23 protein-coding genes and 1 pseudogene are annotated in these 26,598 nt (G+C 73.4%); 16 read left to right on the top strand and 8 right to left on the bottom strand.

Going from position 1 to position 26,598, the window contains the following annotated elements:
* The first annotated feature begins 111 nt into the window (after positions 1-111).
* Both ACFQLX_RS05025 and ACFQLX_RS05020 read left to right on the top strand, forming a co-directional pair.
* Positions 112-1,434 carry a M14 family zinc carboxypeptidase gene (locus ACFQLX_RS05025; RefSeq protein ID WP_386412341.1) on the top strand — a complete coding sequence of 441 codons (1,323 nt, stop codon included), beginning with the start codon at positions 112-114 and terminating at the stop codon, positions 1,432-1,434.
* A gap of 95 nt (positions 1,435-1,529) precedes the next feature.
* Positions 1,530-2,048, top strand: a complete 519-nt coding sequence (locus tag ACFQLX_RS05020) for an endonuclease domain-containing protein (protein ID WP_386412338.1) — start codon at positions 1,530-1,532, stop codon at positions 2,046-2,048.
* Between the two features lie 31 nt (positions 2,049-2,079).
* On the opposite strand, the gene ACFQLX_RS05015 is transcribed toward ACFQLX_RS05020, so the two are convergent.
* Positions 2,080-4,599 carry a Tex family protein gene (locus ACFQLX_RS05015; protein WP_386412335.1) on the bottom strand — a complete coding sequence of 840 codons (2,520 nt, stop codon included), beginning with the start codon at positions 4,597-4,599 and terminating at the stop codon, positions 2,080-2,082.
* 186 nt (positions 4,600-4,785) lie between these two features.
* Positions 4,786-5,661 carry an SCO6745 family protein gene (locus tag ACFQLX_RS05010; RefSeq protein WP_386412333.1) on the bottom strand — a complete coding sequence of 292 codons (876 nt, stop codon included), beginning with the start codon at positions 5,659-5,661 and terminating at the stop codon, positions 4,786-4,788.
* A gap of 122 nt (positions 5,662-5,783) precedes the next feature.
* On the opposite strand from ACFQLX_RS05010, the pseudogene ACFQLX_RS05005 reads away from it, so the two are divergent.
* Positions 5,784-5,897: pseudogene (locus ACFQLX_RS05005) on the top strand (GlxA family transcriptional regulator); the annotation flags it as partial.
* Between the two features lie 21 nt (positions 5,898-5,918).
* Here ACFQLX_RS05005 and ACFQLX_RS05000 read toward each other — a convergent pair.
* Both ACFQLX_RS05000 and ACFQLX_RS04995 read right to left on the bottom strand, forming a co-directional pair.
* A complete protein-coding gene (locus ACFQLX_RS05000) occupies positions 5,919-6,671 on the bottom strand; it encodes an enoyl-CoA hydratase/isomerase family protein (protein ID WP_386412330.1) in 753 nt (250 codons plus the stop codon).
* 86 nt (positions 6,672-6,757) lie between these two features.
* Positions 6,758-8,365 (bottom strand): ABC-F family ATP-binding cassette domain-containing protein, encoded by a 1,608-nt coding sequence (locus ACFQLX_RS04995; RefSeq protein WP_386412327.1) that lies wholly within the window; start codon positions 8,363-8,365, stop codon positions 6,758-6,760.
* Positions 8,366-8,782: 417 nt separating this feature from the next.
* On the opposite strand from ACFQLX_RS04995, the gene ACFQLX_RS04990 reads away from it, so the two are divergent.
* Positions 8,783-9,259, top strand: a complete 477-nt coding sequence (locus ACFQLX_RS04990) for an ATP-binding protein (protein WP_386412325.1) — start codon at positions 8,783-8,785, stop codon at positions 9,257-9,259.
* Between the two features lie 100 nt (positions 9,260-9,359).
* Here the strand turns inward: ACFQLX_RS04990 and idi are convergent, their stop codons facing one another.
* Positions 9,360-9,920 (bottom strand): isopentenyl-diphosphate Delta-isomerase, encoded by a 561-nt coding sequence (idi, locus tag ACFQLX_RS04985; protein ID WP_386412323.1) that lies wholly within the window; start codon positions 9,918-9,920, stop codon positions 9,360-9,362.
* Positions 9,921-10,151: 231 nt separating this feature from the next.
* On the opposite strand from idi, the gene ACFQLX_RS04980 reads away from it, so the two are divergent.
* A complete protein-coding gene (locus ACFQLX_RS04980; protein ID WP_386412322.1) occupies positions 10,152-11,018 on the top strand; it encodes an endonuclease/exonuclease/phosphatase family protein in 867 nt (288 codons plus the stop codon).
* A 449-nt stretch (positions 11,019-11,467) separates the two neighbouring features.
* Here ACFQLX_RS04980 and ACFQLX_RS04975 read toward each other — a convergent pair whose 3' ends face one another.
* The 3 genes from ACFQLX_RS04975 to galE form a co-directional block, all read right to left on the bottom strand.
* A complete protein-coding gene (locus ACFQLX_RS04975; RefSeq protein WP_386412320.1) occupies positions 11,468-11,794 on the bottom strand; it encodes an ankyrin repeat domain-containing protein in 327 nt (108 codons plus the stop codon).
* Between the two features lie 215 nt (positions 11,795-12,009).
* Complete coding sequence (locus tag ACFQLX_RS04970) at positions 12,010-12,948, bottom strand: cation diffusion facilitator family transporter (RefSeq protein ID WP_386412317.1); 939 nt, start codon at positions 12,946-12,948, stop codon at positions 12,010-12,012.
* A 185-nt stretch (positions 12,949-13,133) separates the two neighbouring features.
* Positions 13,134-14,126 (bottom strand): UDP-glucose 4-epimerase GalE, encoded by a 993-nt coding sequence (gene galE / locus ACFQLX_RS04965; RefSeq protein WP_386412315.1) that lies wholly within the window; start codon positions 14,124-14,126, stop codon positions 13,134-13,136.
* 325 nt (positions 14,127-14,451) lie between these two features.
* On the opposite strand from galE, the gene ACFQLX_RS04960 reads away from it, so the two are divergent.
* The 11 genes from ACFQLX_RS04960 to ACFQLX_RS04910 all read left to right on the top strand — a co-directional run bounded on the left by ACFQLX_RS04960 (position 14,452) and on the right by ACFQLX_RS04910 (position 26,568).
* Entirely contained in the window at positions 14,452-16,242 is a 1,791-nt protein-coding gene (locus ACFQLX_RS04960; RefSeq protein ID WP_386412489.1) for a DUF5941 domain-containing protein, read from the top strand.
* Positions 16,239-16,976 carry a phosphocholine cytidylyltransferase family protein gene (locus tag ACFQLX_RS04955; RefSeq protein WP_386412313.1) on the top strand — a complete coding sequence of 246 codons (738 nt, stop codon included), beginning with the start codon at positions 16,239-16,241 and terminating at the stop codon, positions 16,974-16,976. The genes ACFQLX_RS04960 and ACFQLX_RS04955 overlap by 4 nt, the downstream gene beginning before the upstream one ends.
* Positions 16,964-18,028, top strand: coding sequence for an iron-containing alcohol dehydrogenase family protein (locus ACFQLX_RS04950; RefSeq protein ID WP_386412311.1), 1,065 nt, complete (start codon positions 16,964-16,966; stop codon positions 18,026-18,028). Before ACFQLX_RS04955 ends, ACFQLX_RS04950 begins: the two co-directional genes overlap by 13 nt.
* Positions 18,006-18,785 (top strand): CDP-alcohol phosphatidyltransferase family protein, encoded by a 780-nt coding sequence (locus ACFQLX_RS04945; protein WP_386412309.1) that lies wholly within the window; start codon positions 18,006-18,008, stop codon positions 18,783-18,785. Before ACFQLX_RS04950 ends, ACFQLX_RS04945 begins: the two co-directional genes overlap by 23 nt.
* 5 nt (positions 18,786-18,790) lie before the next feature.
* Entirely contained in the window at positions 18,791-19,717 is a 927-nt protein-coding gene (locus ACFQLX_RS04940; protein WP_386412307.1) for a glycosyltransferase family 2 protein, read from the top strand.
* Between the two features lie 54 nt (positions 19,718-19,771).
* Positions 19,772-20,695, top strand: a complete 924-nt coding sequence (locus ACFQLX_RS04935; protein ID WP_386412486.1) for an ABC transporter permease — start codon at positions 19,772-19,774, stop codon at positions 20,693-20,695.
* Positions 20,682-21,488 (top strand): ABC transporter ATP-binding protein, encoded by an 807-nt coding sequence (locus ACFQLX_RS04930; protein WP_386412305.1) that lies wholly within the window; start codon positions 20,682-20,684, stop codon positions 21,486-21,488. The genes ACFQLX_RS04935 and ACFQLX_RS04930 overlap by 14 nt, the downstream gene beginning before the upstream one ends.
* A 472-nt stretch (positions 21,489-21,960) precedes the next feature.
* Positions 21,961-22,878, top strand: a complete 918-nt coding sequence (gene hpnC / locus ACFQLX_RS04925; protein WP_386412303.1) for a squalene synthase HpnC — start codon at positions 21,961-21,963, stop codon at positions 22,876-22,878.
* Complete coding sequence (gene hpnD / locus ACFQLX_RS04920) at positions 22,875-23,810, top strand: presqualene diphosphate synthase HpnD (protein WP_386412301.1); 936 nt, start codon at positions 22,875-22,877, stop codon at positions 23,808-23,810. Before hpnC ends, hpnD begins: the two co-directional genes overlap by 4 nt.
* 181 nt (positions 23,811-23,991) lie before the next feature.
* Entirely contained in the window at positions 23,992-25,461 is a 1,470-nt protein-coding gene (hpnE, locus tag ACFQLX_RS04915; protein ID WP_386412299.1) for a hydroxysqualene dehydroxylase HpnE, read from the top strand.
* 24 nt (positions 25,462-25,485) lie between these two features.
* Entirely contained in the window at positions 25,486-26,568 is a 1,083-nt protein-coding gene (locus tag ACFQLX_RS04910) for a polyprenyl synthetase family protein (protein WP_386412296.1), read from the top strand.
* Positions 26,569-26,598: the final 30 nt, after the last annotated feature.

Genomic DNA, 26,598 nt, shown 5'->3' with positions numbered 1-26,598 from the left:
CGCCGTTGTCCCCCCTGACCAAATCCTGGATAGCCCTGTGCACGGACTATCACGCTGCGCTACGTTCTCCCCTCGACGTACGTCCGTCCCTGTCCGCGGGAGAGCCACCGGGTGAGCACCATCGCACGCCTCCACCGGCGCAGTGCCGCCCTGGTCCTGGCCGCCGTACTCCTGCTGCTGGGCCTGGCCGGCAGCGCTCCGGCCGACTCCCGGGTCCCGCCGCGCACCGGCTTCGAGACGCGCGGCGGCTCCTCCTGGACGACGGGGGCGGAGGAGGCGGACTTCCTCGACGCCGTGCGCGGCCGGGGCGGGCGGGCCGAGATCCGGCGGATCGGCACCACCCGGCAGGGGCGGCCGCTGCGACTGGTCCGACTCGGGCGGCCACCGGCCCCCGAACACCCGGTCCTGCTGCTGATCTGCGGGCAGCACGGCGACGAACCCGCCGGACGCGAGGCGTGCCTGAGCACCGTCCGCGACCTGGCCTTCACCGAGCACACCCCCACCGGGACGCAGTCGCCGGCCCGCCGCGCCCGGGAAGAGCTGCTGCGCCGCACCACGGTGCTCGTGCTGCCCACCGCCAACCCCGACGGCTTCGCCCTCGGCACCCGCAACAACTCCGAGAACGCCGACGTCAACCGCGACCACATCGTGCTGCGCACCGCCGAGGCGCGCGCCATCGCCGGCGTGCTGCGGGACTACCGCCCGGACCTCGTCGTCGACCTGCACGAGTACCACGCCCTGGAACCGCAGTACACCTCCGACCTGTTGGCGCTGTGGCCCCGCCACCCCGGCGTGGACGCGGGTGTGCGCGCGGCCTCCCGCGCCCTGGTCACCGACCGGCTGCGCCCGGCGGCCGAGCGGGCGGGCCTGGCCGCGGGCGTCTACGGCCTCTGGCTCGACCCCGCCTCGGGCAGGCCGATGAAGCAGGTCGCCGGGGACGGCCAGGAGACCATGCTCCGCAACGCGGTCGGCCTCAAGCACAGCCTCGGCGTACTGGTCGAGACCCGCGTCAACCCGCCCGGCACGCGCATCGGCGAGCGGCCGGCGCTGCTGCGCCGGGTCCGCAGCGAACAGGTGGCGGTCCGCGAGGCACTGGCCTTCATGGCGCGCGAGCGCGGGGCGGTGGCGGCGGCGACCGCCGCGGCGTGGCGCCACGGGGCCGACCCGGGCCCGCTCGTGCTGGCCGGCGCGGACAACGCACCGCCGGCGAAGGGCGAGACGATCACCCGGACACCGTGCGGATACTGGCTGAGCCGCGAGCAGTTCACCCAGACCCGCGAGCGGCTCGCCCTGCACGGCATCGAGGTGCACCCGCGGCGGGAGGGGGGCCTCGTCCTGCTGGACCAGCCGCTGCGCAGGCTCGTACCGCTGCTGCTCGACCGGCGCGCGCGGTTCCATCTGGCGGCGGCGGCGCCGGTGCGGGTGTGCTCCTGAGCGGCGGCGGTGCGGTCAGCGCTGCCGGTGTTGGCGGCGTGGGCTGCATTGGCTGCATTGGCTGCATTGTCAGGGGGGCCCGCTAGCGTGGCCGTATGGGGTGGTTGGAGGAGGTCCCGGCCTGTCACGAGTGGGCGCCGCCGGCGGGCAGGAGACCGGGGGAGCGCCCGCTGGGCGCCATCGCGGCCTGGCAGGACGGCCGGTGCGCCGTCTGCGGGCTGCGCCGCGCGCTGGTCGTGGACCACCACCACGCCTCCGGGCTCGTCCGGGGGCTGCTCTGCGCCGCGTGCAACACCGCGGAGGGCAGGCGCACCAGTCTCTACGACCGGCCGTACGGGACCTACCGGCAGCGTCCGCCCGCGCTGATCCTGGGCGCCACGGAGGTCTACGCGGGACGGCGGCGCGACGCCTACTACTACGAGCTGGGCGAGCCCCCCGACGACCCGGTGCTGGCCGCGCGCGTCCTGGCCCACCTCATCCGCCACCCGCCCCGGCGCCCCGGCCGCCCGGTGGGGATACCGGGGCTGCCGGGGAGCTACGTCGTGGGCGACGGGATGCGGCGCCTGGCAGCGCGGCTGGCGGCGGGGGAGGGGGACGCCCGCCCGTACCACTGACGGCGGGCGTGCCCCTTCTCCAACCACCGCCTCAGCGGCGCCGCTTGCCGCCCCCGTCCAGCAGCCCCGCGCGCCGCAGGGCGTCCGCCATCGCGCTGTTCTCCACGGCCGCCTCGCGGCGCGCGCCGCCCTGACCGCCGCCTTGGCCGCCCGGTCGACCGCCCTGCTGGCCACTGCCCTGGCCGCCGCCCGAGCGCCCCGCCTGCTCGCCGCCGCCCTCGCCGCCGCGCCGGGCCCCCTGCCGGCCGGTGCTCCTGCCACCGCCCTGCTGACCCGCGCCCTGACCGCCGCCCTGGCGCTGCCGCGGCGCACCGCCGCCGCGCCGGGCGCCCCCCGCCTCGCCGTCCTGCTTCGCGGGCCGGACCGGCTCGTCGTCCAGCCGCAGCGTGAGCGAGATCCGCTTGCGCGCCGCGTCCACCTCCAGCACCTTCACCCGCACCACGTCACCGGACTTGACGACCTCGCGCGGATCCTTCACGAAGGTCCTGGACAGCGCCGAGACATGGACCAGACCGTCCTGGTGCACCCCGACGTCCACGAAGGCGCCGAAGGCCGCGACGTTCGTGACGACGCCCTCCAGGATCATCCCCGGCGCGAGGTCGCCGATCTTCTCCACGCCCTCCTTGAAGGTCGCCGTCCGGAACGCCGGACGCGGATCGCGCCCCGGCTTCTCCAGCTCCTTCAGGATGTCCGCCACGGTCAGCGCACCGGCCGTGTCGCCGACGAACTCCTCGGGCCGCAGCGAGCGCAGCACCTGCGTGTTGCCGATGAGCGCCGCCACCTCGGCACCGCTGCTCTTCGCCATCCGCCGCACCACCGGATACGACTCCGGGTGCACGGACGAGGCGTCCAGGGGGTCCTCCCCGTCGCGGATGCGCAGGAAGCCCGCGCACTGCTCGAAGGCCTTGGGGCCGAGGCGCGCCACGTCCTTGAGCGCCCGGCGGCTGCGGAAGGGCCCGTTGGCGTCGCGGTGGGCCACGATGTTCTCCGCCAGCCCCGAGGTGATGCCCGAGACGCGGGTGAGCAGCGGGGCGGAGGCGGTGTTGAGGTCCACCCCGACGCCGTTCACGCAGTCCTCGACGACCGCGTCCAGCGAGCGCGAGAGCTTCACCTCGGACAGGTCGTGCTGGTACTGCCCCACGCCGATGGACCTCGGGTCGATCTTCACCAGCTCGGCGAGGGGGTCCTGCAGCCGGCGGGCGATGGAGACCGCGCCGCGCAGCGAGACGTCCAGCTCCGGCAGCTCCTGGGAGGCGAAGGCGGAGGCGGAGTACACCGAGGCGCCGGCCTCCGAGACCATCACCTTCGTCAGCTTCAACTCCGGGTGCTTCGCGATCAGTTCGGCGGCGAGCTTGTCGGTCTCGCGCGAGGCGGTGCCGTTGCCGATCGCGACCAGCTCCACGTCGTGCTCGCGCGCCAGCTTCGCCAGTGTCGCCAGCGACGCCTCCCACTTCTGCTGCGGGACGTGCGGGTAGATCGCGGTGGTCGCGGCGACCTTGCCGGTGGCGTCCACCACGGCGACCTTCACACCCGTACGGAAGCCGGGGTCCAGGCCCATCGTGGCACGGGTGCCGGCCGGGGCGGCGAGCAGCAGATCGCGCAGGTTCGCCGCGAAGACGTCGACCGCGTCGTCCTCCGCGGCCGTACGCAGCCGGGTGCGCAGGTCGATGCCCAGGTGCACCAGGATCCGTGTCCGCCAGGCCCAACGGACCGTCTCAGCCAGCCACTTGTCGGCCGGGCGCCCCTGGTCGGACACCCCGAACCGGGCCGCGACGGCCCGCTCGAACGGGGTCGGCCCCTCGGCCGGGGGATCGGCGTCCGGCTCCAGCTCCAGGTCGAGGACCTCCTCCTTCTCCCCCCGCAGCATCGCCAGCACGCGGTGCGAGGGCAGCGCGGTGAAGGGCTCGGCGAAGTCGAAGTAGTCGGCGAACTTGGCCCCCGCCTCCTCCTTGCCCGCGCGCACCCGCGCCACCAGCCGGCCCTTGGCCCACATCCGCTCGCGCAGCTCGCCGATGAGGTCGGCGTCCTCCCCGAAGCGCTCGGTGAGGATCGCCCGCGCGCCCTCCAGCGCGGCGCCCGCGTCGGCGACACCTTTCTCCGCGTCCACGAACGCCGCCGCGGCGGCCAGCGGCTCCGTACCCGGATCGCCCAGCAGCCCCTCGGCCAGCGGCTCAAGACCCGCCTCGCGGGCGATCTGCGCCTTGGTGCGGCGCTTGGGCTTGAACGGCAGGTAGACGTCCTCCAGCCGCGCCTTGGTCTCCGCCCCCAGGATGCGCGCCCGCAGCTCCTCGCTCAGCTTCCCCTGGCCCGCCACGGACTCCAGGACGGCGGCCCGCCGCTCCTCCAGCTCGCGCAGATAGCGCAGCCGCTCCTCCAGCGCGCGCAGCTGGACGTCGTCGAGGGCGCCGGTCGCCTCCTTGCGGTACCGGGCGACGAACGGCACCGTGCTGCCGCCGTCGAGCAGCTCCACCGCCGCCCTGACCTGGCTCTCCCGCACGCCGAGCTCCTCGGCGATCCTGGCTTCGACGGGCCTCTGGGCAGAAGCGGTCATCGGTTCCTCCGAGTGTTGCTGAACAGGCCGGGCTGAAGTCCACCCGGCCGCTGCTGGCCGTACGGGGCGCGGCGCGGCCTGCCGGACGAGCCCCCGCCGCATTGTGGCAGGTGCCACCGACAGGGCGGGCGCACCCCCGTGAAGGCCCCTGCCGCCGGCCGGGCGCGGGACGCCTCCCGGCTCCCGTCAGCCCTTGCCGAAGAGGCCGTCGGGGAACGCCCCCTGCGCGAGCACCCGCATGGTGAGCGGACCGACCAGTTCGGTGAGGCGCTCCGTCCCCTCCGGGCCCAGCTCCTGGTACGGGCCGGCGCCCAGGCGGTCCGTCTCCTGCTCCAGCTCCTTGCGCAGCGCGGCGCCGGCCTCCGTCAGCTCGCCGGCCGCGTCCAGCAGCCCGCGCCCGCGCAGCCGCTCCTGGGCGGCCTCCCACTGCCCGCGGCTCCAGCCGCGGGTCTCCAGCGCGGCCCGGGTGGTGAAGCCGCGCCCCGAGGCGGTGTGGGACACCAGCGCCTCCAGACCGTCCAGTCCGGCGCGGGTGAGCAGCGCGATGTGGCCGTCGCCCCGGTGCTCGCGCAGCATCGTCGCCGCCTGCCAGAGCGCCAGGTGCGGCTCGGCGGCGAGCGGCTGGTCGGCCTCCGCCGCGTAGAGCGGACGCCCCGGCCGGCCGGCGGTCCGCGCGGCCCGTACGGCCAGCTCGGCGGCCTCCGCCAGCTCCTTCGACGCGAGCGCCTCCTCACCGAGGAGGCGCCGCAGCAGGGCGTCGACCGCGCGCAGCCGGGCCGCGAGCACGGTCTGCGGGGAGGCGATCGCCCAGGCGGCCGGGATGTGGCGGGCGATCAGATCGTGGTCGAAGTTGTAGAACGTCGCGGTGACCGCGCCAGGACCCACCGCGCCCAGCGCGGCGGAGCGGGCCGCGAAGTAGCCGCGCGCGGTGAAGAAGCCCTCGGACTCGCGTCCCAGGCCGACCTCCTCCATGGCGGTGGCGAACTCCGGCGAGAAGTACAGCGCGGAGTGCAGGGCGTTGAGGGCGTGGTGGCAGCGCCGTGCGGCGCGGGCGTCAGTCATACCCGGCAGCCTACTAAGCGGGCGCTTAGGGCGAAAGGGCGAGGCGGGACGCCGATGGCGGGAAAGGTGGGCTGCCCGTCATTGCGGCCGTCCGGACGCCCCCGGACGATGGGGGTGCGAGAGAGCAGACGGCGGGGGTGGAGCGGATCTCCCGCACCTGCGGCTACGGGACGCCGGAGGCGACGCGCCGCGCCTTCGTCCGCACGCTGGGCGCCGCGCCCGCGAGGAGGCGCTGATCGGTAGTCCGGACCAGGACCTCAGACCGTCCAGGTGAACGTCGGCGCCCGCCGCTCCAGGAACGCCGCCACGCCCTCGGCCGTGTCGCCGCTCTCGCGCATCTGCGCGTCCCAGTACGCCGCCCGGTCGGCGTCCGCCCGGCCGTCGGCGAACTCCTTCGCCGCCGCCTGGGTGAGCTGCGAGCGCGCCACCAGCGTCGCGGTGAACTCCGCGACCCGCTTGTCCAGGTCCTTTGGCGCCAGCACCTCGTCCACCAGGCCCGTACGCAAGGCGCGCCCGGAGTCGATGAGTTCACCGGAGAAGAGGAGGAACTTCGCCGTCGCCGGGCCCACCAGCCGCACCAGCCGCCGCGTGGAACTCTCCCCGTAGACGATGCCGAGCTTCGCCGGGGTGATCCCGAAGGAGGACCCCTCGGCCGCGAAGCGCAGGTCGCAGGCGGCGGCCAGTTGGCAGCCGCCGCCGACGCAGTAGCCGCGCACGACGGCCAGCGTCGGCTTGGGGAAGGCAGCGAGGGCCTCCTCGGCGGCCAGGGCCAGCCCCTTGGAGTCCGCCGCGCCCTCGCGCAGCGAGGAGATGTCCGCCCCGGCGCAGAAGGTGCCGCCCTCGCCGGTCAGGACGAGGGCCCGCACCTGCGCATCGGCGGCCAAAGCAGCCAGGAGCACGGGGAGTTCGCGCCACATCGCGTTCGTCATCGCGCCCCGCTTGGCGGGGTTGCTGACGACGACCGTCGCCACCGCGCCGGACACCGTCACCTTCAGCTCACCTGTACTCATACCGGCGATCCTAAGGAGCGTCCTGCGGTACGGGCAGCGCGCCCCCGCCCCTCACCGAGCGCGCTGCCCGTCACCGGCCCCGCCCCTCACAGCGCCCCCGTCTCGCGCAGCCCGCCGTCCAGGCACAGCCACCGGGTGATCCCCAGCTCCCGCAGGAAGGGCACGTCGTGGCTGACGACCACCAGCGCCCCCTCGTACGAGCCGAGCGCCCCCGCCAGTTGGCGCGCGCTCGCCAGGTCGAGGTTGTTCGTCGGCTCGTCCAGCAGCAGCAACTGCGGCGCCGGCTCGGCGAGCAGCACCGCCGCCAGCGTGGCGCGCAGCCGCTCCCCGCCGGAGAGCGTGCCGACCGGCCGGTCCGCCCGCGCGCCCCGGAAGAGGAAGCGGGCGAGCCGGGCGCGGACGGTGTTGTTGTCCGCGCCGGGTGCGAGGCGGGCGACATTCTCCGCGACGCTGAGGCCGTCGTCCAGCACGTCCAGCCGCTGCGGCAGATACCGCGCCGGCACCCGGACGTCCACCTCCCCGGCCAGCGGCGCCAGTTGGCCGGCAATCGTGCGCAACAGGGTGGACTTCCCCGCCCCGTTGGGCCCGGTCAGGGCGATCCGCTGCGGTCCGTACACCGCCAGACCGCCGACCTCGGCCCCGTACCGCAGCCGCAGCCCGCGCGCGGTGAGGACCTCGCGGCCCGGCGGAACGGCCGTGTGCGGCAGGTCGATACGGACCTCCTCGTCCTCCCGGACCCGAGAGGCCGCCTCACCGAGCCGCTCCCGCGCCTCCTTCAGCCGCTCCTCGTGCATGATCCGGTGCTTGCCCGCCGCCTCCTGCGCCGAGCGCTTCTTCGCCCCGGCCACGATGCGCGGGATGCCGCCACTTGCCTGCGCCCGGCGCCCCATCCGCGCCCGTACGGCGATCTTCGTACGGGCGTCGCCCAGATCGCGCCGCTGGCGCCGCACGTCCGCCTCCGCCGTGCGCAGCAGCCGCTGCGCCGCCTCCTGCTCGACGGCCAGCGCCTCCTCGTACGCCGTGAGGTTGCCGCCGTACCAGCGCACCCCGCCCTCGCGCAGATCGGCGATCTGGTCGACGCGGTCGAGGAGTTCGCGGTCGTGGCTGACGACCAGGAGGATCCCGGGGAAGGACTCGACGGCCGCGTACAGGCGCTCGCGGGTGCGGCGGTCGAGGTTGTTCGTCGGCTCGTCCAGCAGCAGCACCCCGGGCCGGCGCAGCAGCAGCGCCGCCAGGTGCAGCAGGACCGTCTCGCCGCCGGAGACCTCGCCGACCGTGCGGTCGAGGCCGACGTGCTCCAGGCCCAGGGAGTCCAGCACCGCGCGGGCACGCTCCTCCACGTCCCAGTCGTCGCCGACCGCCGTGAAGTCCTCCTCCGTCGCCGTGCCCGCCTCGACGGCGTGCAGGGCGCGCCGGGCGGTGGCCACGCCGAGGGCCTCGTCGACCCGTACCGCCGTGTCCAGCACGGTGTCCTGGGGCAGGTAGCCGAGGTCCCCGCCGCTGCGGACCAAGCCGGCGGCGGGCGTCAACTCCCCGGCGAGCAGCCGCAGAAGGGTCGACTTGCCCGAGCCGTTGAGCCCGACGAGACCGGTGCGCCCGACGGGAAACGTGAGGTCGAGGCCCTCGAACACCGGGGTTCCGTCGGGCCATTGGAAGGTGAGACGTGAGCAAGTGAGGAATGCGGGGGTATACATAGAACGGGCCTCCTGGAGGTCGCAAGGGCTGGGGCGGGACGACCGGCCGGCGCGAGGGGGGACCACAGGAGATGTCACGGAGACGGGGACCACGGAGACGAGGTGCCCTGCAGGGACGGGAGTGGCGGCTCGAGCCGGAGGTCGCACGTGCCGGCGCGCGGCGATGTGCCGCGGGGCAACGGTGCGTGGTGACCTCAGACGAGCAACTGCCTACTCCTTCGACGACTGCAGGGCCCTGTGAAGGTACGACACACAGGACGACGCCAGCAACGTATTTATTCGATCCCAAGACTGACTGGCATATGCGCAGCCGGTCGGAAGGTGTCCAAAGATGGTCGACTTCGGCTCGGTAGAGGGTTGGAGCCAGGTGATTCCCAACACTCGGAGTGTGAGTGGAGGCGAAGGCAGGTGCCGTCGATGAGTGAACTCGGGAGCGCTGCGGCCGAGGTGGGCCCGGTCGCTCCGGCCCCGCACGAGGGCGTGTGGCGGTTCACCGCGCCCGCGCTGGATTCATCCGTACCGCAGTCACGGCACGCGGTGCGCGATCTGCTCAACCGCCAGCGGGTGCCCGTACACGACGATCTGATCCACGGGCTGCTGGTGATCGTCTCCGAGCTGGTGACCAATGCCGTACGCCATGCCGCGCTGCTCTCGCCGGAGATCGGGGTGGAGGTGGCGATCAGCGCCGACTGGGTGCGGGTGTCGGTCGAGGACCAGCACCCCTACCGCCCCAAGGCGATGGAGGCCGACGACGACGAGACCGGCGGCCGGGGCCTGCTGCTGGTCAAGTCGATCACGCTGGAGGCGGGCGGCGTCTGCGACGTCCACCACACGGCGAGCGGCGGCAAGGTGATCTGGGCCTCGCTGCCCCTGCAGACGGTGCCGGCGGGCTGACGGCGACGGCGGGCTGACGGCGACGCGACGCGGTGCGGGCCCGGCGGAACCTCCCGCCGGGCCCGCACCCATGCCCGCCTGTCGGCTGCGGGGTCGGCGTCTACCAGCCCGCCGACCCCCCGGTCAGCTCGCGGACCGCCGGGCGCGCGGCGTCGAGCACGGTGAGGAACCACGCGGAGAACGGATCGTCGGCGTGCCGCTTGGCCAGCTCGTCCGCACTGACGAAGGCCGTCTGCGCGACCTCCTCGGGGTCGGGGGCCAGGGGCGCGTCGAGGAAGCCGACGAAGAGGTGGTTGTACTCGTGCTCGACCAGCCCGGAGGCCGGATCGGGGTGGTGGTACGTCACGGTCCCCGCGGTGCGCAGCAGCGCCGGCGAGACACCCAGCTCCTCGTGTACGCGCCGCGCGGCGGCGGTGAAGGGCGCCTCGCCCGGATAGGGGTGCCCGCAGCAGGTGTTGGACCACACGCCGGGGGAGTGGTACTTCCCGAGCGCCCGCTGCTGCAGCAGCAGCCGGCCGGCCCGGTCGAAGAGGAACACGGAGAACGCGCGGTGCAGTTGGCCCGGGCTCTGGTGGGCGGCGAGCTTCTCGGCCGTCCCGATGGTCGCACCGCCCTCGTCGACAAGCTCAAGCATGATCGCCTCGTCCGCTACACCTGTCATGCCCATCCTCACTCCCACGACGCCACTGCGCCCAGTCTGCCCCACGCCGCGTCCCCGGCGATCGGACTCGACTGAGAGCGTGTCAGATCGTCCCGCTCCCCGTTCCACCAGGGCGGCTTACGATCACCCGAAACGTACCCGCGCACCGGCCCAACCGCGATTCCTGCCCGTGGAGTCGGCGGAATCGTCCGGACCCGTCTGGAATCGGCATGCGGGGAAAAGAGGGGGAACATGTTCGACAGCCGTACGCGGATGCTCGCCGGGACCGTCACCGCCGTGATCTGCCTGCTGCTGCCCGGCCCCAGCGCGCCGGGCGGCGCCCCCTTCGCCCGGACCGCGCCGCCGACCGCCGCCACCGTGCCGAACCGGGTCATGACCTGGAACATCTGCAACCCCTGCGGCAGCGAGCACAACGCCGGCCGGGCGGCCGAGATCGCCCGGTACGCACCGCAGGTCATCGGCCTGCAGGAAGCGTGCGTCCGGGACGTCGAGCGCATCCGGTTCTACCTGGAGTACCGCCACGGACTCGCCTACCACGTCGCGTACGGCCCGGTCCTGCGCAACTTCGGCCGCTGCGGGGGCGTGCCGTGGCGCCCCGGCGCCTACGGCCAGGCGCTGCTCTCGGCGGCACCGATGACGGACCGCTCGAACACGGAGTTCCCGGACGGCGGTTCCGAGGACCGCGGCTACCTGGCGGTCACCACCCTCGTCGGGGGCCGCCCCGTCCGCGTCCTCAACGCCCACCTCGCCGAACGGAGCCAGGCCCCCGTCCGGGCCGGCCAGACCGCCGTACTGGCCGCGGCCCTCTCCCGCCACGACCGCGCGATCCTGCTCGGCGACCTCAACGCCGTACCCGACGCCCCGGAACTCACCCGGATATGGCCCCTCGCCACGGACGCGGACCCCCGCTGCCGCCCGCCGTCCCAGCCCGACTGCGAGCCGACGACGGACTGGCAGAGCAAGTTCGACTACATCTTCCTCAGGGGCCTCACCCCCCTGAACCACACGGTCCACCCCACAGACCACTCGGACCACGCCCTCCTACGAGCAGACCTGACCCCACCCCGAGCAGCGGCGTCGGCGCGATCCAAGCTGTAGACCTAGGCTGTGTGAAGCCCACCCGGCGATCGCCTGACGACTTCATGACGGGCGGGACGGCAACCTGCGGGGTGGAAGCGGCGGGTAGGCCCTGCACATCCGTTCGCGGGTGGTGCAACCGTGCTTGACGGGGGTGGTTGGATGCGTGCGAGATCCTCGACTGGCCGGACCAGATGCTTCCGCTGGCTGGCGCGATAGGACTCACCGGGCTCTTCGCCATTTGGATCTTCGCGAACGACCTCCTCCTCGCAGCCCAGCCCGAACTCGCCACGTACACCATCATCGGACTGGTTCTCACCACAACTGCCATCGTCATACTTCTGACCGCCCACTACCTCAAGGCACATCCAGCCGCCTAGTCGGGGACCGCAACGTCATGGCCCCTGCCTAGGGGTCCTGTGCGACCGACCTGAAAAGGATGAGCCAATGAGCGGTCAGGCCCCCGGGGCTTACCGGTCGAGGTGCTTTCGGAGCAGCCGGGCCGCGAGGTCGTGGCCGTACCATTCGGCTACAGACGCAGGGGTGCGCCCGTTCGAGTCCGGCAGTTCCGGGTCCGCGCCGAAGGCCAAGACGACCGCCGTTGTGTGAACGGTCAGCGGCTCACCGGACTGCATGGCTCCGTCGCCTTCGATGTCGATCGCGTGTGTCAGCAGCGTCATGCCGCAGTCAGTCTCGTTCGGGTCGACGCCGGCGTCGAGAAGGCGAGCCAGCGTTTCCACGTCTTCCATCTCCACAGCGCGATGTGCCGGGGTCCACGAACTCTCGCCATCGATCACAGGCCGGAGTGGAGCATAAGTCCGAGTCGTGCCGCAACCCATGGCGCGGAGCTTCCCCTGGGGAGACGTCCGCCTCGAGCCGGACCGCACCTTCACGTGGCCCCGCAGCGAACGGCTGCCGATCGCGCCCACAGCCCTAGAGTGACGGGCGCGCCCGGCTCTACCTCCTCAAGGCCCGACATCCCTCCGGTTGGCTTCGGGCGCGGGTCGGCATCTCAGTGGCACAGCTTCGCCTCGTGTTCCGCGTGGCCCGCCGGTTCCAGTTGGAACGTGCAGTGCTCCACGTCGAAGTGCTCGCCCAGACAGCCCTGGAGGTCGTGGAGGAGTTCCTCGTGGTCCACCGAGTCCAGGACCTTCTTGCTCACCACCACGTGCGCCGAGAGCACCGGCATCCCCGAGGTGATCGTCCAGACGTGCAGGTCGTGCAGGCCCTCCACGCCGGGCAGCGCGAGGATGTGCGCGCGGACCGCCGCCATGTCCACGTCCTTCGGGGCCGCCTCCAGCAGGACGTCCAGCGCCTCGCGCAGCAGCTTGACCGTACGCGGGACGATCATCGCGCCGATGAGCAGGGACGCGACCGGGTCCGCCTGGCGCCAGCCCGTGGCCATGACGACCAGCGCCGAGACGATCACCGCCAGTGAGCCCAGCGCGTCGGCCAGTACCTCCAGGAACGCCCCGCGCACGTTGAGGCTCTCGCGCTGGCCGGCCATCAGCAGGCTCAGCGAGACCAGGTTCGCCACCAGGCCGACGGCGCCGAAGAGCAGCGTCAGGCCGCTTTGGGTCGGCTCCGGGTCGACGAACCGCCACACCGCCTCGTACAGCACGTAGCCGCCCACCCCGAGCAGCAGTACGCAGTTCGCCACCGCCGCCAGGATCTCCGCCCGCGCGTAGCCGTAGGTGCGGCGCTCGCTGGGCGGGCGGTTGGCGAAGTGGATGGCGAGCAGCGCCATCGACAGGCCCACCGCGTCCGTCGCCATGTGCCCCGCGTCCGCCAGCAGCGCCAGCGAGCCCGACAGCGCCGAGCCGACCACCTCCGCCACCAGGACGAACAGCGTCAGCGACAGTGCGATACGCAGCCGCCCCCGGTAGGCGGCCGCGGCCGTCCCCGTCGCCCCGGCGGGCGGTCCGTGCGAATGGTCGTGACCCGCGCCCATCTCGACACCCTCCAACGGTCGTCCCACGTCCAGGACCACGCTGTCGCAATCCCCCGGCCGACGCGCGCGGAACGCACCCATCGGCCAGCACAGTCAACTACGGGGAGGGGGTATACGGCAACACGGCACTGAACACCGTTGTCATCGTCTGACCTGCGCAAACGACTGCCGACGCGTGAGGGGGCTCAGCCGCCCGCACGCATGTGCGGATGCTGCAGCACCCAGCCCTCCCAGGCGGAGGAGACCATCGCGCGCAGATCCAGCCGCGGTGTCCAGCCCAGCTCCCGCTCGGCCAGCGCGTACGAGGCGACCGACCGCGCCGGATCGCCGGGGCGGCGCTCCACGACCGCGGCCGCCGGCTCCGCGTGCCCGGAGACCTCGGCGATCATGTCGGCCATCTCCCGCACCGACACCCCCGTCCCGCTGCCCAGGTTCACCGTCAGGTCGCCCGAGGCGCCGGGTCGCGAGAGCCGCCGGGCGGCGGCCAGGTGCGCCTGGGCCAGGTCCACGACGTGGATGTAGTCGCGGACGCAGGTGCCGTCCGGGGTCGGGTAGTCGTCGCCGAAGATCCGCGGGCCCTCGCCCCGGGTGAGCGCGTCGAAGTAGAGCGGGATGATGTTGAACACCCCGGTGTCCGCCAGTGCCGGCTCCGCGGCGCCCGCGATGTTGAAGTAGCGCAGGCAGGCGGTCGCCACGCCGTGCGCCCGCCCCACCGCCCGCACCAGCCACTCCCCGGCCAGCTTGGTCTCGCCGTACGGGCTCATCGGCGCGCAGGGCGTCGCCTCGGTGATGACGTCGTCGCTCGGCGGCGTGCCGTACACCGCGGCCGAGGAGGAGAAGAGGAAGCGCCCGATACCGGCCTTCGCGACCTCCTCCAGCAGCACCGCCAGCCCGTGGACGTTGGCCTCGTAGTACGCCACCGGCTGCTCGACCGACTCGCCCACCTGCTTCTTCGCCGCGCAGTGCACCACCCCGGTGACACCGTGCTCGTCGAAGGCCCGGCGCAGCACCTCGCGGTCGAGGTACGAACCGCGCACCAGCGGAAGATCCGCCGGCAGTCGCCCGGCGACCCCGGAGGAGAGGTCGTCCAAAACGACGACGTCCTCACCGGCCTCCCGCATCGCCAGCGCGACGTGCGCTCCCACGTATCCGGCACCACCAGTGATCATCCAAGTCATCCCGCGACCCTACCGGCCCCCGCGTGCCTGTCCGAAACAGGACGTCAGGGCCCTGATTCGCCCGCGGTGGGCGTTATCCACAGCGGCTTGTCCCGCGGTGCGGCGGTGGACCATGATGGATGCTGTGCCGCCCGGGCCCTACAGGCCCCGGGCTCCCCCAGGTGGAAAACCGGGTGGACGGCCGATGAACCCCGGGTTCAGAGGATCCGCTAGGGTCTGCCGACATGCCGCCTGCCACCGGGGGACGGGGCGGCGTACCCAACTGCCCGGACGGCTCCGGCCGTCCACGGCGCAGTCAGCACTGCCAGCCAAGGAGTGAGTTCGTCTGCGGACCGCAATCCTCATCGGCCCGTCCGTCCCCGGGTCGCCGCTCGAGGGCGACCTGCGCTCGCTCGGCTTCGACGAGATCCGCACGGCGGCGGACGTCGCCGACGCCGCCACCGTGCTCGCGCTGCTGCCCGAGACGGGGTCGGTGGCGCTGGTCGACAGCCGCTTCGTCGGCCACGTGCACAGCCTCCGCCTGGCCCTCACCGACCCCCGCTTCGACGCCGCGGCCGTCCCCGGCGCCGTCGCCGTGCACGCCGCGGCCCGCAGGGAGCTGGCGCGCGCCACGATGCGCAGCCACAGCCTCGACACACTGGCCGAGCAGCTGGACGCCCAGCTGCGGGCGGACGACCGCGCGCTGGTCCGTCCCGAGCTGGGCAGCCTCGTCGCCGCCGCCCCCGCCGAGGAGGCCCAGCGCCGCACGGCGCGCGAGGCCGTCGCGGCGGTGGACGGGGAGAAGGTGCGGCTGGACTCGGCGGTGAAGTCCCGCGACGGCTTCTTCACCACCTTCTGCGTCAGCCCCTACTCCAAGTACCTGGCCCGCTGGTGCGCCCGCCGCGGCCTCACCCCCAACCAGGTCACCACCCTCAGCCTGCTCACCGCGCTGATCGCCGCCGCCTGCGCGGCCACGGGCACCCGCCCCGGCTACGTCGCGGCCGGCGCCCTGCTGATCCTCTCCTTCGTGCTGGACTGCACCGACGGCCAGCTCGCCCGCTACTCCCTGCAGTACTCCACCCTCGGCGCCTGGCTCGACGCCACCTTCGACCGGGCCAAGGAGTACGCCTTCTACGCGGGCCTGGCGCTGGGCGCCGCCCGCAACGGCGACGACGTGTGGGCCCTCGCCCTGGGCGCGATGGTGCTGCAGACCTGCCGGCACATGGTCGACTTCGCCTTCATAGAGGCCAACCAGGACGACCGCGGCGCCGCCCGCGCCGGCGCCGCCCTCTCCGCCCGCCTGGACAGCGTCGGCTGGGCGGTCTGGCTGCGGCGGATAATCGTCCTGCCCATCGGGGAGCGCTGGGCGATGATCGCGGTCCTCACCGCGCTGACCACCCCCCGCACCACCTTCTACGTCCTCCTCGTCGGCTGCGCCCTCGCCGCCTGCTACACCACCGCCGGCCGGGTGCTGCGCTCACTGCGCTCCCCGCAGCCGCGCACCCCCCGCGCCACCGAGGCCCTCGCCGCGCTGACCGACACCGGCCCGCTGGCCGAGGCCGCGGCCGGGGCGCTGCGGGGCCCCGCGCGCCGGCTGCCGGCCCTCGCGCCGCTCGCCGTGTCCGTACTGGGCGGCCTTGTGATGCTCGCCACCGCGCTCCTGCCGCCCGCCGGCAGCTGGTGGCCGCTGCTGGGCGCCGGGGTGTACGTCGCGGCTTCCGGGCTGGCGGTCGCCCGTCCGCTGACCGGGGCGCTGGACTGGCTGGTCCCGCCGGTCCTGCGCGCCGCGGAGTACCTCACCGTCCTCGTCCTCGCCGCCCGCAGCGAGTCGGGCGGAGCCCTTCCCGCGGCCTTCGGGCTGGTGGCCGCCGTTGCGTACCATCACTACGACACCGAGTACCGCATACGGGGCGGCGCCGGCGCTCCGCCGCACTGGCTGGTGCGGGCGGCCGGCGGACACGAGGGGCGGACGCTCGCGGTCGCCGCGGCGGCGGCCCTGCTGAGCCCCACGGGCTTCACGATCGCGCTCACGGCCATCGCGGTGGCCGTGGCAGTGCTGGTGCTCATCGAGAGCATCCGTTTCTGGGTCTCCTCAGGAGCACCCGCAGTACACGAAGAATCAGGAGAACCCGCATGATCGGCCTCGTGCTGGCCGCCGGCGCCGGACGGCGTCTGCGTCCCTACACCGACACCCTCCCCAAGGCGCTCGTGCCCGTGGACGGTGACACGACCATCCTCGACCTGACCCTCGGCAACTTCGCCGAGATCGGCCTCACCGAGGTCGCGATCATCGTCGGATACAAGAAGGAGGCCGTGTACGAGCGCAAGGCCGCCCTGGAAGCCACGTACGGCCTGAAGCTCACCCTGATCGACAACGACAAGGCCGAGGAGTGGAACAACGCCTACTCCCTGTGGTGCGGCCGTGACGCGATCAAGCACACGGTGATCCTCGCCAACGGCGACACCGTGCACCCGGTCTCCGTGGAGCGGACGCTGCTCGCCGCCCGCGGCGAGGGCAAGAAGATCATCCTCGCCCTCGACACGGTCAAGCAGCTCGCCGACGAGGAGATGAAGGTCGTCGTGGAGCCCGGCAAGGGCGTCCAGAAGATCACCAAGCTGATGGACCCGGCCGAGGCGACCGGCGAGTACATCGGCGTGACGCTCATCGAGGGCGAGGCCGCCGAGGAGCTGGCGGACGCGCTGAAGACCACCTTCGAGCGCGACCCCGACCTGTACTACGAGGACGGCTACCAGGAGCTGGTCAACCGCGGCTTCCAGGTCGACGTGGCCCCCATCGGCGACGTGACGTGGGTCGAGATCGACAACCACGACGACCTCGCCAAGGGCCGGGAGATCGCGTGCCAGTACTGACCCGGCTGATGCCGAGCCCGGTCGTCGTCGACATCCGGGCCGGCGCGCTGGACGATCTGGCCGCCATCCTCACCGACCAGCGCATCGCCCCCACGGGCAAGCTCGCCTTCGCCATCAGCGGCGGCTCGGGGAAGACGCTGCGCGAGCGCTTCGCGCCCGCCTTCCCCGACGCCGACTGGTTCGACGACGCCGACGGCACCATCGACGGCGCCGTCAAGCTGGCCGACTCGATAAAGCGGGGCGGCCGCTACGACGCGGTCGTCTCGCTGGGCGGCGGCAAGGTCGTCGACTGCGCGAAGTACGCCGCCGCCCGCGTCGGCCTGCCGCTCGTGGCGGTGGCGACCAACCTCGCCCACGACGGCCTATGCTCCCCGGTGGCCACGCTGGACAACGACGCGGGCCGCGGCTCGTACGGCGTGCCCAGCCCGATCGGCGTGATCATCGACCTCGACGTGATCCGCGACGCACCGGCCCGCTTCGTACGGGCCGGGATCGGCGACGTGACGTGCAAGATCAGCTGCGTCGCCGACTGGGAGCTGTCCAAGCAGGTCAACGGCGAGGCGGTGGACGGCCTCGCCGCCGCCATGGCCCGCCAGGCCGGCCAGGCCGTACTGCGCCACCCCGGCGGCATCGGCGACGACGACTTCCTCACCGCCTTGGCCGAGGCGCTGGTGATGTGCGGGATGTCGATGTCCGTGGCCGGCGACTCGCGCCCGGCCTCCGGCGCCTGCCACGAGATCAGCCACGCCTTCGACCTGCTCTTCCCCAAGCGCAACGCGCTCCACGGCGAGCAGTGCGGCTTCGGCGGCGCCTTCGCCACCTACCTGCGCGGCGACCACGAGACGGCCGGCGAGATGGCCCGGACGCTGAGCCGGCACGGGCTGCCCGTGCTCGCCTCCGAGATGGGCTTCAGCGAGCAGGACCTGGTGGACGCGGTGCTCTTCGCCCCGCAGACCCGCCCCGGCCGCTACACCATCCTCGAGCACCTCGACCTGTCCGCCGACCAGATCAGGGACGTCTACTCCGACTATGCAAAAGCCATCCGTAGCTGAGCTGCGCCCGGTCGTGCACCCGCCCGGCGTCAAGGACCGGCGCAGCGGCGAGCACTGGGCGGGGCGGCTCTACATGCGCGAGCTCTCCCTGCGCATCGACCGCCATCTGGTGAACACGAAGGTCACGCCCAACCAGCTGACCTACCTGATGACGATCGCGGGCTGCCTCGCCCTGCCGGCCCTGCTCGTCCCGGGGATCCCCGGCGCGCTGCTCGGCGTACTGATGGTGCAGCTCTACCTGCTGCTGGACTGCGTCGACGGCGAGCTGGCCCGCTGGCGCAAGCAGTACTCGCTGACCGGGGTCTACCTCGACCGGGTCGGCGCCTACTTCTGCGACGCCGCGGTGCTGGCCGGCCTCGGCCTGCGCGCCGCCGACGTGTGGGGCGAGGGCCGCATCGACTGGCTCTGGGCCTTCCTCGGTACGCTCGCCGCGCTCGGCGCCATCATGATCAAGGCCGAGACGGACCTGGTCGGCGTCGCCCGCCACCAGAACGGGATGCCCCCGGTGCAGGAGTCGGCCGCCGAGCCGCGCGGCTCCGGCATGGCGCTGGCCCGCAGGGCCGCCGCGGCGCTGAAGTTCCACCGGCTGATCCTGGGCGTCGAGGCGTCCCTCGTCATCCTGCTGCTGGCGGTGGCGGACGCGATGCGCGGCGACCTGTACTTCACCCGCTTCGGGGTCGCCGTGATGGCGGGCGTCGCGGTGCTGCAGACCGGTCTGCACCTGGTCAGCATCCTGGTCTCCAGCAGATTGCGGTGAGCGGCATGACGAACGGCACAGCCGACGAGACGGCCGGCGAGGCCGCCCCGCTGAAGGTGGGCGCGGTCGTGATCACCATGGGCAACCGCCCCGCCGAGTTCCGCGCGCTGCTGGAGTCGGTCGCCAAGCAGGAGGGGCCGCCGATCGACGTCGCGGTCGTCGGCAACGGCGCCCCGCTGCCGGAGCTCCCCGAGCTGCCCGGCGAGGTACGCACCGTCGAGCTGCCCGAGAACCTGGGCATCCCGGGCGGACGCAACGTCGGCATCCTGCAGTTCGGCCCCGGCGGCCGGGACGTGGACGTGCTCCTCTTCCTGGACGACGACGGCCTGCTGCCCCGGCAGGACACCGGCCGCCTCGTCCGGGAGGCCTTCGCGGGCGACCCGGGCCTGGGCATCGTCAGCTTCCGCATCGCGGACCCGGAGACCGGCGCCACCCAGCGCCGCCACGTGCCCCGGCTGCGCGCCTCCGACCCGATGCGCTCCTCGCGGGTGACGACCTTCCTGGGCGGCGCCAACGCGGTCCGTACCAAGGTCTTCCAGGAGGTCGGTGCGCTCCCCGAGGACTTCTTCTACGCCCACGAGGAGACCGACCTGGCCTGGCGGGCACTGGACGCCGGCTGGTCCATCGACTACCGCTCGGACATGGTCCTGAACCACCCGACGATGCCCCCGAGCCGGCACGCCACCTACCACCGCAACGTCGCCCGCAACCGCGTCTGGCTGGCCCGGCGCAACCTGCCCGCGCCGCTGATCCCGGTCTATCTGGGGGTCTGGCTCCTGCTCACCCTGGTCCGCCGGCCGTCACTGCCCGCGCTCAGGGCGTGGCTGGGCGGATTCAGGGAGGGCTGGCGGACACCCTGCGGTCCACGGCGTCCCATGAAGTGGCGTACGGTATGGCGGCTGACCCGGCTGGGACGCCCGCCGGTCATCTGACAAGCTTGCGTTAACACCTCGGACGGAAGTTCTACGACTGTGAGCGATACGGCAATGGGCGCCCCGCCCGGCAGCCACCCCGACGACGCGCTGCGGCCAGACCAGCTGGCGGCCCGGTACGGACTGTCGGTCAGCGGCGCGCGACCCTCCCTGTCGGAGTACGTGCGGCAGCTGTGGGACAGGCGCCACTTCATCATGGCGTTCTCGCAGGCCAAGCTCACGGCGCAGTACAGCCAGGCGAAGCTGGGCCAGCTGTGGCAGGTGGCCACGCCGCTGCTGAACGCGGCGGTGTACTGGGTGATCTTCGGCGTGATCCTGGGCGCCAAGGAGGGGATTCCCGGCGGCCAGCACAACTACGTGCCGTTCCTGATCATCGGTGTCTTCATCTTCACCTTCACCCAGCAGTCCGTGATGTCCGGAGTGCGGGCGATCTCGGGCAACCTGGGGCTGGTGCGCGCCCTGCACTTCCCCCGCGCCGCCCTGCCGATCTCCTTCGCCCTGCAGCAGCTGCAGCAGCTGCTGTACTCGATGATCGTCATGGTCGTGGTGCTGATCGCCTTCGGCCAGTACCCCTCGTGGCGATGGCTGCTCGCGCTGCCGGCGCTCCTGCTGCAGTGCATGTTCAACATGGGGCTGGCCATGGTCTTGGCCCGCATGGGCTCGAAGACGCCGGACCTGGCCCAGCTCCTGCCGTTCGTCCTGCGGACGCTGATGTACGCCTCCGGCGTGATGTTCCCGCTGCGGTACATGCTCACCAACGACGAGAAGGCCGGATTCCCCGTCTGGGTCGCGGACGTGATGGAGTCCAACCCGATCGCCGTGTACATGGACCTGATGCGCTACGCGTTCATCCACGACTACTCGTACGCCAACATCGCGCCGCACATCTGGGCGCTCGCCCTCGGCTGGGCGGTGCTGTTCTTCGGAGCCGGGTTCGTCTACTTCTGGAAGGCCGAGGAGCGGTATGGCCGTGGCTGAGCACATCCTGACCGAAACGCGTCCCGTGGGCGGCGACCGCCGGCCGACCGTCATCTGCGACGAGCTGCACGTCGTCTACCGCGTCAACGCCGGCGGCGGCCGCGGCTCCGCCACCGCCGCGCTGAACCGCATCGTGCGCCGCCAGCCCGCCCCCGGCCGCATCCGCGAGGTGCACGCCGTGCGCGGGGTGAGCTTCACCGCCTACCGCGGCGAGGCCATCGGCCTCATCGGCACCAACGGCTCGGGCAAGTCCACCCTGCTCAAGGCCGTCGCCGGCCTGCTGCCCGCCGAGCGCGGCCGGGTCTACACCGACGGCCAGCCCTCGCTGCTGGGCGTCAACGCGGCGATGATGAACGACCTCACCGGCGAGCGCAACGTCATCCTCGGCGGCCTCGCCATGGGGATGTCCAAGGAGCAGGTCCGCCAGCGCTTCCAGGGCATCGTCGACTTCTCCGGCATCAACGAGAAGGGCGACTTCATCACGCTGCCGATGCGCACGTACTCCTCCGGCATGGCGGCCCGGCTGCGCTTCTCGATCGCGGCGGCGAAGGACCACGACGTCCTGATGATCGACGAGGCGCTGGCCACCGGCGACAAGAAGTTCCAGAAGCGCTCCGAGGCCCGGATCCGCGAGCTGCGCAAGGAGGCCGGCACGGTCTTCCTGGTCAGCCACAACAACAAGTCGATCAGGGACACCTGCGACCGGGTGCTGTGGCTGGAGAAGGGCGAGCTGGTGATGGACGGGCCGACCGAGGAAGTGATGCGGGCCTACGAGAAGGAGACGGGCAAGTAGTCCCGCCGCCGCGCCCCGCTGCCGTAACGAGTCCCCGCCTCCCGGAGGCGGGGACTCGTCGCGTCGGCGGGGCGGTCCGGCCCTCCGCTGCCACGTAGCGTGCGATCACATTCCGGTGAAGTCCCTGCGCCGCCCGGAAGTTTCGGGAATCGTCGGGTGTTGTGCCGGGGGAGGGCGCCCGCAGGCGTCCGCGTCTCCTGTACGGCGTAGGCTGGTGCGGTGCCGATTCGCCCTTTGACGGGCGGTTCGGGCCATTGGGGGGCTTTCGGCACGGAGGGGTGGGGCACGCCCGAGCGGCGTGTCCAAAATGAGGTTATATGTGTCGTCGGTGTAGAACGGGAGGCGTGACGGCAGTGGCCACGGTGATGTCCTGGTACCCACCCGCCCTCGCCGCCACGGTGCGGACGGCGGCCCCGGGTGGTCTCCGGTGACTCCCGGCAACCGCGGGAGGCCGGATCCCGTCTCCCGGAGCATGGGGGGACACCAGCGCGACAGCAGCCGTCGACCGGACGACCGGGACACCTCGCGCGCCGTGCTCGGCAAGGCCCGAGACGAGAACTTCCCCGTCGCCCCGTTCTTCCTGCCGAAAGCCTGGCGCGGCGATCTGATGGCCGTCTACGGCTACGCCCGCCTCGTCGACGACATCGGCGACGGCGACCTCGCCCCCGGCGGTGCCGACGCCCGCGCGCTGGGCGTGGACCCCCGGGCCGCCGAGGACCGCCTCGTCCTGCTGCGGGCCCTGGAGGACGACCTGCACCGCGTCTACGAGGACACGCCCCGCCACCCCCTGCTGCGCGCCCTGCAGCCGACCGTCCGCCGCCGCGAGCTGGCCCCCGAGCCCTTCCTCGGCCTGATCGAGGCCAACCGCCAGGACCAGCTGGTGCGCCGCTACGCCACCTACGACCAGCTGCTCGACTACTGCGAGCTGTCCGCCAACCCGGTCGGCCGCCTCGTCCTGCAGCTCGCCGGCCTGGCCACCGGGCAGCGCCTGGCCTGGTCGGACGCGATCTGCAGCGGACTGCAGCTCGTCGAGCACCTCCAGGACGTCGCCGAGGACCTGGCCCGCGACCGGATCTACCTGCCGGCCGAGGACCTCAAGCGCTTCGACGTCACCGAGGACGACCTCGCCCGCCCCACCGCAGACGCGGCCGTCCGCGCGCTGACCGCCTTCCAGGTCGCCCGCGCCCGCGAGCTGCTCGACCGCGGCGCCCCCCTGGTGGGCAGCGTGCACGGCCGGCTGCGGCTGCTCCTGGCCGGCTTCCTGGCCGGCGGGCGCGCCGCCTGCTCGGCGATCGAGGCGGCCGGCCACGACACCCTGCCCGGTCCCCCCCGGCCCACCAAGCCCGCGCTGCTGCGCGAGGTGGGCGTCGCGCTGCGAAGAGAGAGGTGAGCGAGGTGGCACCCGTCAGCTCCACCGTGCTGGCCGCGTACAGCTACTGCGAGGCCGTCACCGGACTGCAGGCCCGCAACTTCGCGTACGGGATCCGGCTGCTGCCCGCCGACAAGCGCCGGGCGATGTCCGCCCTCTACGCCTTCTCGCGGCGGGTGGACGACATCGGCGACGGCGCCCTGGACACCGCGGTGAAGTACGAGCGCCTGGAGCACACCCGCGCCCTGCTGGACCGGGTGCGCGCCGACGAGGTCCCCGAGGACGACACCGACCCGGTGGCCGTCGCCCTCGCCCACGCCGCCCGCGCCTTCCCCATCCCGCTCGGCGGCCTCGACGAGCTGATCGACGGAGTGCTGGCGGACGTCCGCGGCGAGGAGTACGAGACCTGGGAGGACCTGGCGGTCTACTGCCGCTGCGTGGCCGGCGCCATCGGCCGCCTCTCCCTGGGCGTGTTCGGTACGGTCCCCGGCGCGCGCGACGCCGGGCGCGCCCCCGAGTACGCCGACACCCTCGGCCTCGCCCTGCAGCTCACCAACATCCTGCGCGACGTACGCGAGGACGCCGCCAACGGCCGCACCTACCTGCCGGCCGAGGACCTCGCCAAGTTCGGCTGCTCGGCGGGCTTCGCCGGCCCCGTGCCCCTCACGGAGCTGCCCGGATCCGACTTCGCCGGACTGGTGCACTTCGAGGTGCGCCGGGCGCGGGCGCTGTTCACCGAGGGCTTCCGGCTGCTGCCGATGCTGGACCGCCGCAGCGGCGCCTGCGTCGCCGCGATGGCCGGCATCTACCACCGCCTCCTCGACCGCATCTCCGCCGACCCGGAGGCGGTCCTGCGCGGCCGGGTCTCGCTGCCGGGCCGCGAGAAGGCGTACGTAGCGGTGCGCGGCCTGACCGGCCTGGACGCCCGGCAGAGCGTACGGGGGCGGCGCTGATGGCCGGGACCTGTGCCAGAGCGAGGATTGCGCGGCGGCGCGGCGGGCCATGGATGGAGGTGCGGCGCCGGGCAACCCCACGCCGCACGGCCGCGTCCTTGTGCCCGGGTGTGCACCGCAGGGCGCGTCCATCGGGAAGAGGCCCGGCCACCGGGGGAGCAGGGAGCGGGGGGGAGCACGGATGACAGCCGCCGCACCGTCGCGCCCGCCCTCCGCCGTGGTGATCGGCGGCGGCCTCGCGGGCACCACCGCCGCCCTCGCCCTCGCCGACGCCGGGATGGCCGTGACCCTCCTGGAGGGCCGGCCCCGGCTGGGCGGCCTGGCGTTCTCCTTCGAGCGGCAGTCCGCCGCCGGCCCGCTCACCGTCGACAACGGCCAGCACGTGTACCTGCGTTGCTGCACCGCCTACCGCTGGCTCCTGGAGCGCCTGGGCGCCTCGGCGCTCGCCCCGCTGCAGCGCCGCCTCGACGTCCCCGTGCTGGACGCCGAAAGCGGGCGCCTGGGGCGGCTGCGCCGCGCCGCCCTGCCCGTCCCCCTGCACCTGGGCCCCAGCCTGGGCCGCTACCCGCACCTGACGGTCAGGGAGCGGCTCTCGGTGGGCCGGGCGGCGTTCGCCCTCAAGGCCCTCGACCTCGCCGATCCGGCCCTGGACGGCGAGGACTTCGGCAGCTGGCTGGCCCGGCACGGGCAGTCGCCGCGCAGCGTCGAGGCCCTGTGGGACCTGGTGGGCGTCGCCACGCTCAACGCCACCGCCCGCGACTCCTCCCTCGCCCTGGCCGCCATGGTCTTCAAGACTGGCCTGCTCTCCGACCCCGGCGCCGCCGACATCGGCATCGCCCGCGTCCCCCTGGGCGAACTCCACGACACCCGCGCCCGCCGCGAGCTGGACCGGGCGGGGGTACGCACCGTGCTGCGCACCCGCGTCAAGGCGCTGCGGCGCGCCGACGACGGCCGCTGGCAGGTCGAGGCCGCCGCCGGCCCGCACACCGGCGAGCCGCTGAGCGCCGACGCCGTGGTCCTGGCCGTCCCCCAGCGCGAGGCGCACGACCTGCTGCCGGACGGGGCCGTCCAGGAGCCCGCACGGCTGCTGGACCTCGGCACCGCGCCGATCCTCAACATCCACGTGGTCTACGACCGTACCCTGCTGCGCCGCCCCTTCTTCGCGGCGCTCGGCAGCCCCGTGCAGTGGGTCTTCGACCGCACCGGGACCTCCGGCCTGCGCGGCGGCGGCCAGTACCTGGCGCTCTCCCAGTCCGCGGCCCACGACGACATCGACCGCCCCGTGGCGGAGCTGCGCGCCCGCTACCTCCCCGAGCTGGAGCGGCTGCTGCCCCGTGCCCGCGAGGCGGTCGTACGGGACTTCTTCGTCACCCGCGAGCGCACCGCGACCTTCGCGCCCGCCCCCGGCACCGCCCCCCTGCGCCCGCCCGCGCGCACCCGGCTGCGCGGACTGGCCCTGGCGGGAGCGTGGACCGACACGGGCTGGCCCGCCACGATGGAGAGCGCGGTGCTCAGCGGCCTGTCGGCGGCGCATGGCATCCTTGGCGATCTCGGTCGCAGGCCGAGCCCCCAGACGCAGGCGCTGACCCGGCAGCGGCCCCGGGCGCGGAGCGGACCGCCGGCGGCGACGACAGCGACCAAGGCGGTATGAGTGATCCAGGAGCAAGGAGAAAGCGTGGTCGTGACCCAGACGAATCACCTGGCGGGTACGGAGGCCCTGCTCGAGCGCGGGCGCGACCTCTCGACGCCGCTGCTGCGGGCCGTCGTCGACCGGCTGGCGCCCCCCATGGACACCGTCGCCGCCTACCACTTCGGCTGGATCGACGCCCAGGGCCGCCCCGCGCGGAGCGACGGCGGCAAGGCGGTACGCCCCGCGCTGGCGCTCATCTCCGCCGAGGCGGCCGGCGCGCCGCCGCAGGCCGGGGTGCCGGGCGCGGTGGCGGTGGAGCTGGTGCACAACTTCTCGCTGCTGCACGACGACCTGATGGACGGCGACGAGCAGCGCCGCCACCGCGACACGGTGTGGAAGGTGCACGGGCCCGCCCAGGCCATCCTGGTCGGTGACGCGCTCTTCGCCCTGGCCAACGAGGTGCTGCTGGAGCTGGGCACCGCGGACGCGGGCCGCGCCACGCGGCGGTTGACCGTCGCCACCCGCAAGCTGATCGACGGTCAGGCGCAGGACATGTCCTTCGAGGGCCGCGAGCGGGTCACCGTCGAGGAGTGCCTGGAGATGGAGGGCAACAAGACGGGCGCCCTGCTCGCCTGCGCCTGCTCCATCGGCGCCGTCCTGGGCGGCGCGGACGACGCCACGGCCGACGCGCTGGAGACGTACGGCTACCACCTGGGGCTCGCCTTCCAGGCGGTCGACGACCTGCTCGGCATCTGGGGGGAGCCCGCGGAGACCGGCAAGCAGACCTGGAGCGACCTGCGCCAGCGCAAGAAGTCGCTGCCGGTGTGCGCGGCGCTCGCCGCGGGCGGCCCCGCCTCCGAGAAGCTCGCCGCGATGCTCGCCGCCGACGCCAAGGACGGCGACGGCGAGCACCCCGGCGCCCACGAGGACTTCAGCGAGCGGGAGTTCGCCACCCGCGCGGCGCTGATCGAGGAGGCCGGCGGCCGGGAGTGGACCGCGCGGGAGGCCCGCCGCCAGTACGCCACCGCCCTGGCCGCGCTGGACGGCCCGGAGGGGAGGGCGATGCCGGAGTCCGTCCGGGCCCAGCTGACGGAGCTGGCCGACTTCGTGGTCGAGCGCAGACGCTGACAGACCGAATCGAGGAGGGGGGACCCTCCG

The organism is Streptomyces polyrhachis, assembly GCF_042663125.1.
Classification (GTDB): Bacteria; Actinomycetota; Actinomycetes; order Streptomycetales; family Streptomycetaceae; genus Streptomyces; species Streptomyces polyrhachii.
Note: the sequence above shows the minus strand (reverse complement) of the source record. Positions and strands in the feature narration are given on the sequence as shown.